This window comes from Sorangium sp. So ce834 (genome assembly GCF_051521425.1).
GTDB classification, from domain to species: Bacteria; Myxococcota_A; Polyangia; order Polyangiales; family Polyangiaceae; genus Sorangium; species Sorangium cellulosum_D.
In genome coordinates this window covers 9,052,094-9,065,818 of sequence record NZ_CP150351.1, presented here as the reverse complement: position 1 = coordinate 9,065,818, position 13,725 = coordinate 9,052,094, and the positions used below count along the sequence as shown (strand labels likewise).

Genomic DNA, 13,725 nt, shown 5'->3' with positions numbered 1-13,725 from the left:
GCGAAGCAGACCTTCGCCGAGGAGACCCCGCGCACTCCTGGATTCGACCGCCTGCGAGCAACGTCGCGATGCCCTCCATGGCCCACGAGATCCTCGTGGATCTCTTCAAGAACCGCCCCTCGCTCGCCGCCGAGCTCCTCGTCGAGGCGCTGGGCGTCCCGCTCCCGCCCTACTCGGGAGCGCGCCTCACCTCGATCGACCTGACCGAGATCCAGCCTGCCGAGTACCGCGCCGACCTCGTCGTCGTCCTGCTCGACGGCGACGCGCCGATCTGGGTGCTCATCGTCGAGGTCCAGCTCGGCATCGATCCACGAAAGCGCTTCAGCTGGCCCGACTACACCATGGGCGCGCGCGCCGCGCACCGCTGCCAGGTGGGCCTTCTCGTCGTCGCGCCCGACCCCCACGTCGCCGCCTGGTGCGCAGCGCCGATCGAGACCGGCATCCCCGGCTTCGTCCTGCGGCCGCCGGTGCTCGGGCGTGAGGCGGTTCCGGTCGTGACGGACCCCGCGGAGGCAGCCCGCCGGCCCGAGCTGGCGGTGCTCTCCGCCCTGGCGCACGGCAGCAGCGAGCAGGGAGCGACGATCGCCGCCGCGGTGCTGCCCGCGATCCGGGAGCTCGACGAGGACAGGGCCAGGTTCTACGGCGATGTCGTGCTAAATTCCCTGAACGACGCGGCCCGCAGGGCGCTGGAGGCGATGATGAAGGGCTACGAGTACCAGAGCGATTTCGCCAAGAAGTACGTCGCGCAGGGACGCGATCTGGGGCGTCAAGAGGGTCGCCGGGAAGGAGAGCGTGCCATGCTGCTGCGGCTTCTGCGCGCTCGCTTCGGCGAGCTGCCCGAAGCCGCCGTTGCCCGCGTCGAGGGAGCCGAGATCGCCACCCTCGAGCAGTGGGCCGAGCGGGTGCTCAGCGCGAAGACGCTCGCCGAGGTGCTGGACCAACCGAGCTGAGGAGACCGCCGGGCCGCCCGGCACGCCGGCTCGGCCGCAGGGGAGCCCGCGGCGCGCGCCGCAGCCGCTCTTCGCGCCCGCCCGTTCAGCTGACCACCCTGCACCGCTGGCACGACCAGGCGGTGACCGCGACCAGCGTAGAAGACGCGCTGGCATAGTCCCGGGCCGTTGGCGCCTTGTGGCCACCTGCCCGCGGACGTGCCGCTGCCAGCGTCAGGAGCCCCGGCGCCGCCCCTTCACACCGCCAGAAACTCCCTCGCGATCTCGTCGCTGAACTCCGCCACGCTCCCCCGCCGCACGATCCCCCCGTTATCCATGATGAAGTACTCGCTCGCCGTCGAGAGCGCGAAATCCAAGAACTGCTCCACGAGCAGGATCGCCATGTCGCCCTTCTTCCCGAGGTCTTTGATCACCTCCCCGATCTCCTGCATGATCGACGGCTGGATCCCCTCCGTCGGCTCGTCCAGGAGGAGGAGCTTCGGCTTCCGCAGCAGCACGCGCGCGAGCGAGAGCTGCTGTTGCTGCCCGCCGCTCAGCGTCCCTGCCGCCCGCGCCTGGAACGTCTTGAGGATGGGGAACATGGACATCATCTCTTCGAGCGCCGCCGGGCTCGGCGCGGAGTCGCTCCTGGCCTCGAAGCCCATGAGCAGGTTCTCTCGCACCGTCAGGTAGGGGAAGATCCCGCGCCCCTGCGGCACATAGCCGATGCCCGCGCGCGCCCGATCGCTCGGCGACCTCGAGGTGAGATCCGCCCCGTCGAGCGCCACCTTCCCGCGCCGCGGCTTCAGCACGCCCATGATCGCCTTGAGCAGCGTCGTCTTGCCGACCCCGTTCCGCCCCAGGAGACACGAGACCCGGCCGGGCGCGACATCCAGGCTGACCTGCGACAGGATGCAGCTCTCCTCGTAATAGACCGCGAGATCCTCGACCACCAGCATCTCTCTACCGCTCCTCCGCCGCGACCGCGGCCCGGGCGCCGCCGCGTGCGCCCCCCGCGTCGTGCGCCCGACCGAGGTAGACCTCGATCACCTTCGCGTCGCGCTGGACCTCCTCGACCGGCCCCTCGCACAGCCTCCTGCCGGCGTGCAGCACCGTCACCGTGCTCGCGTAACGCCGGACGAACTCCATGTCGTGCTCCACGACAAGCACCGACCGCTCCTTCGCGATCTCCTGGACGAGCTCCCCGGTGCGATCGCGCTCGCGCCGGGTCATCCCCGCCACCGGCTCGTCGAGCAGGAGCAGCTTCGGCTGCTGCACGAGCAGCATGCCGATCTCCAGCCACTGCCGCTCCCCGTGCGCGAGCACCGCGGCCCGCACCTCGGCGCGCCGCCGGAGCCCGATCCGATCGAGCGTCTCGGCGATCTCCTTCTCCTGCTCCGCGGACAGCCCGCGGAGGAGCCCAGGCGCGCTCTCCCGGAAGCCCATCGCCGCCTCGAGGTTCTCGAGCACCGTGAGGCTGCCGAACACCGCCGGCGTCTGGAACTTCCGCCCGATCCCGAGCCGGACCAGGGCGTGCTCCGGCAGCCGGTGCGCCTCGACCGCCTCCCGCCCCGACTCCCCACCTCCGTGGAACACCACACGCCCGCTCGACGGCTTCGTCTTCCCGGTGAGGATGTCGAGCAGCGTCGTCTTCCCGGCGCCGTTCGGGCCGATCAGGAACCTGAGCTCCCCGCGCTGGATGGAGAAGTCGAGCCCGTCCAGCACCTTGAAGCCGTCGAAGCTCACCGTCACCTGCTGGACCTCGACGATGTTGCCGCGGCTCATCCCATCGCTCCTCTGCTCGCTCTCGCGCTGATCTCCGCTCATGTCCGCTCCTCCCCTCAGCGCCCGGACGTCGCGGGCGCCTCGGCGCGCGCCGCCGCCTCCACCTCGCCCACGGGCCCCTCCACGGCGGCCTCGCCGCGCGCGCCCGCCGGGCCCGCCGCGCTCGCCTCGCGGCGCGCGAGCCGCGCCGCGTGGCGGCGCAGGAAGCCGGCGATGCCCGTCGGGAGCAGCATGACCGACGCCGCGAAGAGCGCGCCGAAGCCGAGCTGCCACACCTCGGGGTACGACTCGCTCAGCGCGCTCTTGCCCAGGCTCACCAGGATCGCCCCGACCACCGCGCCGATCAGCGTGCCGCGCCCGCCGACCGCCACCCAGGTCACCATCTCGACCGACGGCATCACGCCCATCGAGGACGGCGAGATGAGGCCGACCTGGCAGACGAACAGCGCGCCAGCGATGCCGGCCATGCCCGCCGACAGCGCGAACACCAGCGTCTTCAGCGTGACCGGGTTGTAGCCGAGGAAGCGCACCCGGTTCTCGTCGTCGCGCGTCGCCACGAGCAGGCGCCCGAAGCGCGACTGGGTGAGCCGCCGGCACAGGAGGTACAGCGTCCCCAGGCAGAAGAGCGTCACGAAGTAGAGCACCGTCTGCGTCGAGGCGGCCCCCCGCGCGAAGCCGAAGATCGTCTTCAGGTTCGTGATCCCGTTCGTGCCGCCCGTGATCGCCTGCTGGCCGACGAAGAGGATCGACGCGATCAGCGTGAGCGCCTGGGTGATCAGCGAGAAATACACCCCCTGGACGCGGCTCCGGAAGACGAGGTAGCCCACCGCGGCCGCGATCGCCATCGGCGCGAGGACCACGGCGCAGAGGGCCACGATCGGCGAGCGGAACGGCTCCCAGAAGAGCGGGAGCGCCTCGAGGCCGCTCCAGCTCATGAAGTCGGGGAGGCGCGAGCCCGACGTCTCCAGCTTCAGATACATCGCCATCGCGTAGCCGCCCACGCCGAAGAAGAGCCCCTGTCCGAGGCTCAGCATCCCGCCGTAGCCCCAGATGAGGTCGAGGCCGAGGGCGACGATGGCGAACGTGAGGAACTTGCCGAGCAGGTTCAGCCGGAAGTCGGAGAGCACGAGCGGCGCGACGAGGAGCGGCAACGCCACGGCGAGGGGCGCTCCCCAGGTCCAGAGGAAGGTGCGAAGGGCGGAGTCTCGAGGGGCCATGTCCGTGTCCTCTCCTATCGGGTGCGCAGGGCGAGCAGGCCTGTCGGCCGCCACTGCAGGAAGGCGATCACCAGCGCGAACACGAGCGCCTTGCCGAGCGAGGCCGTCGTCGACAGCTCGAGCAGCGTGTTCGCGACGCCGATCACGAGCGCCGCGATGGCCGTCCCGGGCAGCCGCCCGAGGCCGCCGAGGATGACCACCATGAAGGCGTCGACGATGTAGTTCGTCCCGAGCGACGGGCCGATCGAGCCGAGCTGCGTCAGCGCGCACCCGGCGATCCCGGCGAGCCCCGCGCCGAGCGCGAACGTCGCGGCGTCGACCCGGCGCGTGCGGACGCCGAGGCACGAGGCCATCTCCCGGTTCTGCATCACCGCCCTGAGGCGCCTGCCACCCGCGGAGCGGTGCAGGTACGTGTAGACGGCGGCGATGCACGCGATCACGAGGGCGATCAAAAAGACGCGCTTATAAGGCAGCTGCACGCCGCCCGAGAGCGCGACGCCGCCGCTCAGCCACGACGGGCTCGAGACCTGCACATTGGACGCGCCGAACAGGCTGCGCGCGGCCTGCTGCAGCGCGAGGCCGACCCCCCACGTGGCGAGCAGCGTGTCGAGCGGCCTGCCGTAGAGGAAGCGCACGATCGAGAGCTCGAGCAAGAGCCCGAGCACGCCGGCCACGAGGAACGAGGCCGGCAGCGCGAGCAGGAACCAGAGCCCGGCGTCCGTCCCCCCGACGAGCGGCGCGACGTGCTGCCCGACGACGTACGTCGTGTAGGCCCCCGCCATGATGAACTCGCCGTGGGCCATGTTGATCACGTTCATCAGCCCGAACGAGAACGCGAGGCCCATCGAGATGAGCAGGAGGATCGAGCCCAGGCTCAGGCCGTTGAAGGCGTGGAGGAGAACTTCGTTCATGCTAGAGCACCGAACAGGTTGAGACGCCGCGCAAGAGAGGTTCGAGCCGCGGAGGCACAGCGGGGATCACGGCGAGCCCGCTGCGCGCTCCGCGCCGCCGGCCGCGCTACTTCGCGGCCAGCTCCTTCGCCCAGGGGTATGCGGTGAGGTACGGATCCGGCTGGATCGCCTTGCCCGTGCTCCAGACCTCGTCGATGAGGCCGTCCTGCCGGACCTTGCCGATGCGCACCGTCTTCCACGTGTGCTGGTTCTTCCCGTCGAGCCGGACCAGCCCTTCGGGCGCGGCGTACTCGATGCCTCCGGCGCTCACCGCCTCCTTCACCTTGGCGACCTCGGTCGACTTCGCCTTCTCGACGGCCATCTTCCAGAGATAGACCCCGAAATAGCCCGCCTCGATCGGGTCGTCCGTGACGCGCGCGGCGCCGTACTTGGCCTTGTACGCCTCGACGAACTTCTTGTTCTCCGGGGTGTCCGTGGTCTGGTAGTAGTTCCACGAGACGAGGTGTCCGGCGATGTTGTCGGCGCCGATGCCGCGCACCTCTTCCTCGGCGACGCTCACCGAGAGGACCGGCACCTTGTCGGCGGTGTAGCCGGCGTCCTTGAACTGCTTGAAGAACGCCACGTTGCTGTCGCCGTTCAGCGTGTTGAAGATCGCGTCCGGCTTGGCCGCGCCGATCTTGCTGATGATCGTGCTGACCTCGGTCCCGCCGAGCGGCAGGTACTCCTCGCCGGCGAGCTCGCCGCCCTTCGCCGCGAGCTGGGCCTTGATGATCTTGTTCGCCGTGCGCGGAAAGACGTAGTCCGAGCCGAGCAGGTAAATACGCTTCTTGCCCTTCTCGAGCAGGTAGTCGACCGCGGGGACGATCTGCTGGCTCGGCTCGGCGCCGGTGTAGAAGATGTTGGGCGACTGCTCCAGGCCCTCGTACTGGACCGGGTAGAAGAGCAGGCCGTTCAGCTCCTCGAACGAGGGCAGCATCGCCTTGCGGCTGGCGCTGGTCCAGCCGCCGAACACGACCGCGACGCCGTCCTGCTGGACGAGCTTCCTGGCCTTCTCGTTGAACGTGGGCCAGTCGCTGGCGCCGTCCTCGATCACCGGCGTGAGCTGCTTGCCGAGCACGCCGCCCGCCTTGTTGATCTCCTCGATCGCGAGGATCGTCGCGTCCTTGACGGCCACCTCGCTGATCGACATGGTGCCGCTCAGCGAGTGGAGCACGCCGACCTTGATGGTGGCGCTGTCCGAGGCGGGCGCCGCCCCGGGCGAACCCCCCGGCGCCGGCGCCTCCTTGCCCTCGTTGCCGCAGGCGGAGAGCAAGGCCGCGCCGGCGACGGCCGCCGCCGCGACGCAGAGCGACCGCCGCCGAAAGGAGCCCGCCGCCGGCCGCTCCTCAACGCTTCGCCCAGACGTGAACATATTCAACGCATCCTCCTTGGGTGCCGGTGCGCGTTCGATGCCCTGCATCGACGCGGCGCGGCGAACCGACTGCACAAGAGCCGTTGGGAAGCTCGGGAGTCGGCAACTGGAGACTCCCGGCCGGACACCGAAGGACCGCCCCGCACAGCGAGGTTCGGCCCTCGAACAGGGGCCAGCGACACGACGTCGTGGTGAAATGTCTTATGCCGAGCGCCATGTTTCCTCGACGTTTCGTCGAGATGAAATGTCGACCGGCCGGGGGACGAGGCGCGCTTTCCGCAGCGCCAATCGGGGTCCCCGATCACAAAGCGAGTCTCGACCGCACCTCGGCTTCGGCCGGGCGGAACGGCGCCGCGGATAGGCGGGGCGGCGCGCGCAGGCGGAGCCGTCCCAGGCGCCCGCGCGGCCGGGCACGACGGTCGCTCCGGAGCGCCGGCCCGGCGTCCGACCCGCCGCGCCGGTGTCGCTGGCGACGAACCGGTGTGGGGCGCTCTGTCCTCGGCGCGCACGAACGCTGAGCGCTCCGGCGCTGTTGCGATGAGGTGCGCTCTCCAGCGCAGCGAAAAACTTGTATCAAGAGCGGAGGAGTCCACGTAAATTGGTGGATGCTGTCTGCGCCCTGTGCTCGGACGACACGGAGGGCAGGCGGGGTGGAGCGTATGGGAAGCACGAAATCCATGTCCGGTGATGCGGAGAAGCAATCCTCGAGCGGCGGCGCTGCGCCGAACGGCGTGGCGGCCGGGCCGCGGGACGAGAACTCGGTGGTGATCTCCCTGAGCGCGCTGCTCGCGGTGGAGGAGGCGGCCGCCGCGAAGACGGCGGGCGCGCGGGCGGATCAGGGGCCAAAGGGCTCCGGGATGGTGGATATCCAGGGGCTGGCCGCCGGCGATGATCAGCAGCGCAGCAGCTATCTGGATCTCTTCCCGTTCGGCGCGCCGGAGCTGCCGGCGTTCAGGCCACCCGATCTCACGCCCGTGCCCTCCGAGGTCCCCATCGATCTGCGTCCGCCGCGCGGCCGGCGGTCGGCGGGCGTGCGCCATGGAGTCATGGGCCTCGCGGGCGCCGCGGTCGTGGCGAGCGCGGTGTGGCTCGGCGCCCCGCGCGAGGCGCTCCGCGCTGCCGCGCAGCCCGGGGTGCGCTCCGCGGCGAGCGCGGCGCTCTCGCGCGTGCCGAAGGTGGAGGCGACGGCCCAGGCCGAGAGCGCGGCGGCGCCCTCGACGAAGCGCGGCGACAGGGCGAACGAGCGCGCCGCGCGCGGCGCGAAGGCCCGGCCCGCTGCCCCTGGAGGCGCGGGCAAGGCGGCGGCGCGGCGCGCCGAGAGCAGCGGACCGGCCGGCGGCGGCGCCGCCCCGCCGAGCCAGGGCGGCGCGCGCGCGGCGAGCGATCCCTGCAAGGGCGATCTCGACTGCGCCATGCGGCGCGCGACGGGCGGCTCGTAGCGCCGCGCGCCCTGCGAGGCGCCCGCGATCTCCCTGCTTCGTGGGAGCTCAAAGCACGTCGTCGGAGCGCAGAGCAAGCCGCCGAGGCGCCGCGCCGCTCCGGCGCTCTGGAGCTCGCGGCTCAGCTCGGCTGCGCCGCGCGGTCGTCCGGACGACGTACCGCTACAAACCCTCCGGACGAGCGCCGGGTGGCGCCCCCGGGGCGCAGCTGTGAGCACGCAGCGGATACCATCGCGTAAATTTCTGGTGTAGGAACAGAACCCGGCGCCAACGGCGGCGCTGAAGTGCACAGGAAGGGCTGCCGGGCGGCGTCGCCCGACGCGTCCTTCCCCATGAGCAGCGCAACTCTTCTTGTCGGAGGATTCAGGGATGAAAGCTTTCAACTTTGCGGCGATCCTGGTCAGCGTGTGTGCGATGGCGGCCTGTACGGTCACCGACGGCAGCGGCGACGGCGGCGAGGGCGGCACGGGCGGCGACGGCGGCGCGGGTACCACCACGACGACCACCACGTCGGGGACCGGCGGCGAAGGCGGCACGGGCGGCGAGGGCGGCGCCGGTGTGTGCGCCGAGGAGACCGCGGCCACCTGTCAGACGTGCTGCGATGAGGAGCTCCCGGATGAGAGCGCGCTCATCGCGGCTTACTTGTTCTCGCAGTGCGGCTGTGCGGCGGATTCGCCGTGCGCCGACGTGTGCGACACGACCGATGCCACGACCGACTCCTGCTCCGACGAAGGTGGCATGACGGACGTGACGAACCCCGACTGCGTGGAGTGCCTGAACGGCCTCGCTGATGACGCTCCCTGCTATGACGCCGCCGCGGCGGACTGCGAGGGGGATGAGGAGTGCAACCCGTACCTGGAGTGCTTGATCTCCTGCAGCGAGTGAGATCTCGCGAACGCTGAGCGAGCGCCGCGCGCCAGAGACCCTGGGGCGACCGGCGCCGGCCGGGCAGGACAGGCGACCTCCCGCGGGTCGCCTGTCCTGTTTTTGTCGGCGCGGGTCGAGCCAGCCGGCTGGGTCTGGTGCCGTGTCGGCGCGCGGTCGAGCCTGCGTGGCCGGCGCGCGGTCGAGCCTGCCGCCGGGGATCTACGGCGCCAGCCGGACCAGCAGGATGTCGGCCGCGCGCGCCTGCGCCGCGACGCCGTCGAGGTCCACGCTCCCCTCGACGGTCCCCGCGAGCAGGACGTGGCCGCGGTCCACGAACGCCGCGACGCCCGCCGCGGACCGGCTCCCGCCGCCCTCCCCGGCGCCGGGGCCGAGCCGCTTGCTCCACACGTGGCGCCCCTCGGCGTCGAGCCGCGCCACGACGATGTCGCCGCCGCGGCCGACGCCGTCGAGCGGCCCGCCGCCGAGATCGGTCGGCCCCTCGACGGTGCCGGCGAGGACGAGCCCGCCGTCCGCCTCGAGCGCGAGGCGCGGCGGCTGCTCCGCGGCGTAGGCCCGGCTGAAGCGGTGCTCCCGCGCGGCCCCGAGCTCGACCACGAACGCCGAGAACCCCTCCGAGAACAGCGCGCTGCCGCCGAGGCCGAGGAGCCCCTCGAACGTCCCGCTCAGCGCGATCTCGCCGCCAGGACCGATCGCGATGTCGCCCCCGTACTGGCGGCGGCCGTCGCCGAAGGACTGCGACGCGACGTGCTCGCCGCCCTCGTCGAGCTTGGCCAGGAACACGTCGCTCATCCCCGCGGACGAGAGGTGGGGCGCCCCCTCGCCGAACTGGAGGTCCCCCTCGAAGGTCCCCGTCAGGAGCACGTCCCCGTACGCGTCCACGGCGACGCCGGTCGGCTCCTGCGTCCCCGGCCCGCCGAAGACCCGCTCCCAGAGCTGCCGGCCCCCCGCGCTGAGCCGGGCGATCGCGACGTCGCTCCCACCTTGCCCGGGGAGCGCCGACGCTACGGCGACGTCGCCCGCCGCCCAGACCGCGACGTCCTGCGGCTTGCCCGAGACCAGCGTGCCCCAGCGCAGCTCGCCCCAGGCGTCCAGCTTGACCACGAACCCCTGCGCCTCGGGCGCGGTGAGCTCGGCGGCGCCCATCACCCCGGCGAGCTCGCCAGCGACCGCGATGTCGCCCTCGGCGTCCACCGCGAGCGCCCGCAGCGCGCCGTGCCCGCGGTCGACGAGCCGCCGCACCCAGGCGATCGCGCCGTCCGCCTCGATCCGCGCGACGAAGACGTCCCGATCGGCGCCGGTCGCGATGGGGCCGGCGCCGAGATCGAGGGAGCCCTCGAAGTCGCCGCCCAGGACCACGAAGTCCCGGCCCGCCGCGAGCGCGCGCGCCCGCTGGCGGCCGGAGCCGCCGAGGAGCGCGCCGAGGGGCCCGCCGGGGATCACCGCGCCGCAGTCGCCTCCGCCGCTGCAGTCGTCGTCGGCCGGGGTGGCGCAGTCCTCGGCCCGCGGCGTGATCTCGCCGGTGCACGCGCCCCACCGGCCGTCGCTCCCGCACGTCCGCTGGCCGGCGCTGCACGCGCCGACGCCGAGGGTCCCCGCCGGCCCGCCGTAGGGGCACGCCTCGACCGCGCCCGGGTCGCAGGCGCAGACGTCGCCGCCGCCGGCCGCGGGGCCGCCTGCGCCGCCGTCCGCCTCGTCGACCGCGCCGTCGCAGTCGTCGTCGGCCGCGTTGCCGCAGCGCTCCGGCGCGGGCGTGACCTCGCCCTCGCAGGGACCGTAGCCGTCGCCGGAGGCGTTGCACCGCCGGAGGCCGGTCCGGCAGGCGCCGACCCCCTCGGTCGCCGGCGGCCCGGTGTAGCAGGCGACGGCCGAGAGCGGCTCGCAGCGCTCCTCCACGAGGATGCCGTCCTCGAGCCCGAGCAGCGCGTTGCAGCCGGCGCAGCCGTGCGCCACGAGCGCCGCGAGCGCCGCGCGCGAGAGCCGGCCGACGGTCGGGATCGAGCCGCGCGCGCGCATGTCAGTAGCTCCCGCCCACGACGAGCGAGAACGCCCCGGGGCCGGCCGTGGCCGCCGCCGCGGCGCGGCGCGCGGGCGGGGCGGCGGCGTTCGGCGGGGCGGTCCAGAAGAGCAGGCCGGCCGCGAGCAGCGCGGCGGTGCCGGCCGAGAAGGCGATCGTCGAGGCGGTGCCGGCCGCCTGCGCGTCCTCGCGCAGCGCGACCCCGGCGGCGTCGCAGCGGCTCCGCGCGTCGCAGTGGCCCCGGTTCGAGGCGTCCCGGCGGGCGATGGCCTCCAGGCCGAACGCGGCGCCGAGGCCGAGCCCCACGAGGCCGGCCCCGCCGCTCGCGAGCGCGATCACCCGCTGCGCGCGCCCGCCGCCGTCGCCGTCGCCGTCGCTGCGGCCGGCGCCCGCCAGGAGGCGAGGCGCCTGCCCGCGGGGGCCGGGCAGCGCCGCGGCGAGCGCGCGCGGGGGCGGCTCGTGCTCCAGGGAGGGCACGTGGACGAGCTCGCGCGCGCCGTCCGGCGGGACGGCGCGCACGGTGGACCAGCGCCTCCTGCCGGGCGCGCGCGCCTCGACCGTGTGCGTTCCAGGATCGACCGGGAGCGCCCGTCCCCACTGCGCGGGCGGGATCAGCACGCCGTCGTGCCGGATTTCCAGGCCCGGCGCGGCGGCGGCCGCGGGCACGTCGATGGTGATGCGCGAGAGCCGCGGCTCGAGCGCGGACGCGAGCGCGGCCGCGCGCGCGGCGCGGCGGTCGCCCGCGCTCTTCGCGACGGCCGCGGCCTCGCTGAAGACGTTCCAGGCGCCCGCGGTCCTGCCCGCGCGCGCGAGGCACTCGCCGAGCCGCAGGAGGAGGTTGATCGCCGTCGGATCGAGGGTCCTGCCCTGCTCGAGCACGGCGCAGGCCTCCGCGACGCGCCCGGCATCGAGCAGCTGCCTCGCTGCCTGATACAGCGCGAGCACCTGCTCCTTGCGCGCCTCGAGCTGACCCGGGTTGGGCTGACCCGGGTTGGGGTGCGCCGAGCCGGACGAACCCGGGTTGGGCTGACCCGGGTTGGGGGGCCTCAAGCCGGACGGACCCGGGTTGGGCTGACCCGGGTTGAGGTGCGCCGAGCCGGACGGACCCGGGTTGGGCTGACCCGGGTTGGGGGGCCTCAAGCCGGGCTCGGCGGCCGTGCCGCTTGCCGGCGAAAGGAGCAACGACAGCGCAGCGAGGGCACAGGCGAGCTCGCGCGGGCGCGACCTGCTGACCTTCGGGAGAGCTCCTCGGCACATGGCGATCACCAGGGGCTGTCCTGCGCGCCTACCGACGGCGGGGCTTCCGCGCCGCGGCCGGGCGCCGCCATGGGGACCGGCGCGCCGGTCGCGGTGCCCGGGCCGGACGCCGGCGCCGGCGCCGCCGGCTCCGCGGCCGCCGTCCCCGCCGCCCCCGCAGCGGCGGCGGCGCTCGCCGCCGGCGAGGGCACCTCGGCCGGCCCAGGCCGCCGCGACGTCCCATCGCGCCCTGCCGAGGGCGCATCCCCGAACGCCGCCGGCGGCTCCTGTCGCTCGGATCGCCCCTGCGGCGCCGGGCCCACCCACGGGCCGGCTACGAGCGCCGCGCGCGCGGCCGCCCGCGTCGGCCTCCCTGCGTCCGCCCGCGCGTGCGGCACGCCCCTCGCCGGCGCGACGGCGCTGGCCCCGTCGCACGCGTCCGGGGGCACCGCTCTGACCTCGGTCTCGGGCCCGCCGCACGCCGCGCCGGCGCCGCCGTGCAGCACGCCGTCGGCGGCGGCGCGGGGCGCATGGAGCAACCCGTCCGCCGCGGTGGTCCCCAGCGGCCCCGCGACCAGCCCCTGCGGCATCCCGGCCAGCCCCAGCGGCTCCGCGGCCAGCCCCTGCGGCACCCCGGCGAGGTGCGGCGCGCTGGCGCCGTCGGACCACGCGACCCCCGCCGAGCGCGGCCACCCGGGCGGCGCGACGGTCGCGGCCAGCGCGGCGCTCGCGGAGAAGGCGCCGGCCATCAGCCACGCCCGCCTCGGGCGGCGGACCCCGGATGCCGGCGCCTCCGACGGCCTGACGGCGGTCGTGGGCGGCCGGACGGCGCTCGTGGGCGGCCCCTCGTCCACCCACGTGTACGTCGGCTGGCTCCGGTGGACCGCCGTGGGCAGCGTCGCGTCGGGCGGCCCGCGCAGCGCGAACGGCGAGAGCGCGGCGGCGAGCTCGCGGGCCGAGGCCGGACGGCGGGCCCGGTTCTTCTCGAGGCAGCCCATCACGATCTCCTCGAACCCCTCGGGCAGCTCGGCGCACGCGCTCCGGAGCGGCCGGGGCGCCTGCTCCGACACGACGAGCACGAGCTGCTCCAGCGTCTCCGCGCCGAACGGCAGCGCGCCGCTCACGAGCTGGTAGAGCACCACCCCGAGCGCCCACAGGTCGGCGCGCAGGTCCACGTCCTTGGGCGTGAGCATCTGCTCGGGCGCCATGTAACGGCGCGAGCCCATGACCGACCGCGCCGTCGTCATCTCGAGCCCGTCCTCCTCGGGCCTCGCGAACGTGAACTTCGCGACCCCGAAGTCGAGCACCTTGACGAGCGGCGTGCCGTCGGTCCGGTACGTCAGGAACAGGTTCGCGGGCTTCAGGTCCCGGTGCACCATCCCGAGCGCGTGCGCCTCCATGAGCGCGACGCAGGCCTGACGGACGTACTCGGCCGCCTCGTCGACCGGCAGCCGCCCGCGGCGCTCCACGATCGAGCGGAGATCGTTGCCCGAGAGGTGCTCCATCACGATGTACGGCACCGGCAGCGCGATCCCCGCCCTCGGCGCGAGCGCGCCCAGGTCGTAGACCCGCGGCACGTGCTCGGTCTTCAGCCGGAACATCCCGCGCGCCTCGCGCTGGAACCGCCTCAGCAGCGCCGCGTTCCCGCAGTGCTCCGCCCGCATGAACTTGATGGCCACGAGCTCGCCCAACGACAGGTGCCGCGCCGCGACGACGGCCCCCATCCCGCCGATCCCGAGCAGCCGCTCGACCCGATAGCGGTCCGCGATGACCTCGCCGCAGTGCACGGGCACCACTCCCTCTTCATCGCTCACCACGCGCCCCCCCCACTCCGTCGCTCTGAGATTGCAGACCGGCCAGCCACGATCTCGGACCGGATGGTTCCTTGCAGGGCC

11 protein-coding genes are annotated in these 13,725 nt (G+C 73.8%); 3 read left to right on the top strand and 8 right to left on the bottom strand.

The window, feature by feature from the left end; translation table 11 throughout:
• The first annotated feature begins 68 nt into the window (after window positions 1–68).
• Entirely contained in the window at window positions 69–950 is an 882-nt protein-coding gene (locus tag WMF20_RS32965; RefSeq protein ID WP_437605820.1) for a DUF4351 domain-containing protein, read from the top strand.
• A 236-nt stretch (window positions 951–1,186) separates the two neighbouring features.
• Here the strand turns inward: WMF20_RS32965 and urtE are convergent, their stop codons facing one another.
• The 5 genes from urtE to urtA all read right to left on the bottom strand — a co-directional run bounded on the left by urtE (window position 1,187) and on the right by urtA (window position 6,253).
• On the bottom strand, window positions 1,187–1,888 hold the full coding sequence (gene urtE / locus WMF20_RS32960; RefSeq protein WP_437605819.1) for an urea ABC transporter ATP-binding subunit UrtE: 702 nt from the start codon (window positions 1,886–1,888) through the stop codon (window positions 1,187–1,189).
• 4 nt (window positions 1,889–1,892) lie between these two features.
• Window positions 1,893–2,756 carry an urea ABC transporter ATP-binding protein UrtD gene (gene urtD / locus WMF20_RS32955; protein ID WP_437605818.1) on the bottom strand — a complete coding sequence of 288 codons (864 nt, stop codon included), beginning with the start codon at window positions 2,754–2,756 and terminating at the stop codon, window positions 1,893–1,895.
• A 14-nt stretch (window positions 2,757–2,770) separates the two neighbouring features.
• Window positions 2,771–3,931 carry an urea ABC transporter permease subunit UrtC gene (urtC, locus tag WMF20_RS32950; RefSeq protein WP_437605817.1) on the bottom strand — a complete coding sequence of 387 codons (1,161 nt, stop codon included), beginning with the start codon at window positions 3,929–3,931 and terminating at the stop codon, window positions 2,771–2,773.
• A 14-nt stretch (window positions 3,932–3,945) separates the two neighbouring features.
• Window positions 3,946–4,842 (bottom strand): urea ABC transporter permease subunit UrtB, encoded by an 897-nt coding sequence (urtB, locus tag WMF20_RS32945; RefSeq protein ID WP_437605816.1) that lies wholly within the window; start codon window positions 4,840–4,842, stop codon window positions 3,946–3,948.
• A 106-nt stretch (window positions 4,843–4,948) separates the two neighbouring features.
• On the bottom strand, window positions 4,949–6,253 hold the full coding sequence (gene urtA / locus WMF20_RS32940; RefSeq protein WP_129578071.1) for an urea ABC transporter substrate-binding protein: 1,305 nt from the start codon (window positions 6,251–6,253) through the stop codon (window positions 4,949–4,951).
• 677 nt (window positions 6,254–6,930) lie between these two features.
• Here urtA and WMF20_RS32935 point away from each other — a divergent pair.
• Complete coding sequence (locus WMF20_RS32935) at window positions 6,931–7,692, top strand: hypothetical protein (RefSeq protein ID WP_437605815.1); 762 nt, start codon at window positions 6,931–6,933, stop codon at window positions 7,690–7,692.
• 369 nt (window positions 7,693–8,061) lie between these two features.
• The gene (locus WMF20_RS32930; RefSeq protein ID WP_437605814.1) at window positions 8,062–8,577 is read left to right on the top strand and encodes a hypothetical protein; all 516 of its coding nucleotides are present in this window, start codon (window positions 8,062–8,064) and stop codon (window positions 8,575–8,577) included.
• A gap of 201 nt (window positions 8,578–8,778) precedes the next feature.
• Here WMF20_RS32930 and WMF20_RS32925 read toward each other — a convergent pair whose 3' ends face one another.
• From WMF20_RS32925 to WMF20_RS32915, 3 genes are all read right to left on the bottom strand, one after another.
• A complete protein-coding gene (locus tag WMF20_RS32925) occupies window positions 8,779–10,593 on the bottom strand; it encodes a hypothetical protein (protein ID WP_437605813.1) in 1,815 nt (604 codons plus the stop codon).
• Window position 10,594: 1 nt separating this feature from the next.
• Entirely contained in the window at window positions 10,595–11,644 is a 1,050-nt protein-coding gene (locus WMF20_RS32920; protein WP_437605812.1) for a tetratricopeptide repeat protein, read from the bottom strand.
• A 212-nt stretch (window positions 11,645–11,856) separates the two neighbouring features.
• Complete coding sequence (locus tag WMF20_RS32915) at window positions 11,857–13,623, bottom strand: protein kinase domain-containing protein (RefSeq protein WP_437605811.1); 1,767 nt, start codon at window positions 13,621–13,623, stop codon at window positions 11,857–11,859.
• Window positions 13,624–13,725 lie beyond the last annotated feature (102 nt).

Excerpts from the sequence above, each read along its gene's own strand:
- urtD (WP_437605818.1), bottom strand. The coding sequence starts at position 2,756 with ATGAGCGGAGATCAGCGCGAGAGCGAGCAGAGGAGCGATGGGATGAGC.
- WMF20_RS32930 (WP_437605814.1), top strand. The coding sequence starts at position 8,062 with ATGAAAGCTTTCAACTTTGCGGCGATCCTGGTCAGCGTGTGTGCGATG.
- WMF20_RS32965 (WP_437605820.1), top strand. The coding sequence starts at position 69 with ATGCCCTCCATGGCCCACGAGATCCTCGTGGATCTCTTCAAGAACCGC.
- WMF20_RS32925 (WP_437605813.1), bottom strand. The coding sequence starts at position 10,593 with ATGCGCGCGCGCGGCTCGATCCCGACCGTCGGCCGGCTCTCGCGCGCG.
- urtC (WP_437605817.1), bottom strand. The coding sequence starts at position 3,931 with ATGGCCCCTCGAGACTCCGCCCTTCGCACCTTCCTCTGGACCTGGGGA.
- urtE (WP_437605819.1), bottom strand. The coding sequence starts at position 1,888 with ATGCTGGTGGTCGAGGATCTCGCGGTCTATTACGAGGAGAGCTGCATC.
- urtA (WP_129578071.1), bottom strand. The coding sequence starts at position 6,253 with ATGTTCACGTCTGGGCGAAGCGTTGAGGAGCGGCCGGCGGCGGGCTCC.
- urtB (WP_437605816.1), bottom strand. The coding sequence starts at position 4,842 with ATGAACGAAGTTCTCCTCCACGCCTTCAACGGCCTGAGCCTGGGCTCG.
- WMF20_RS32935 (WP_437605815.1), top strand. The coding sequence starts at position 6,931 with ATGTCCGGTGATGCGGAGAAGCAATCCTCGAGCGGCGGCGCTGCGCCG.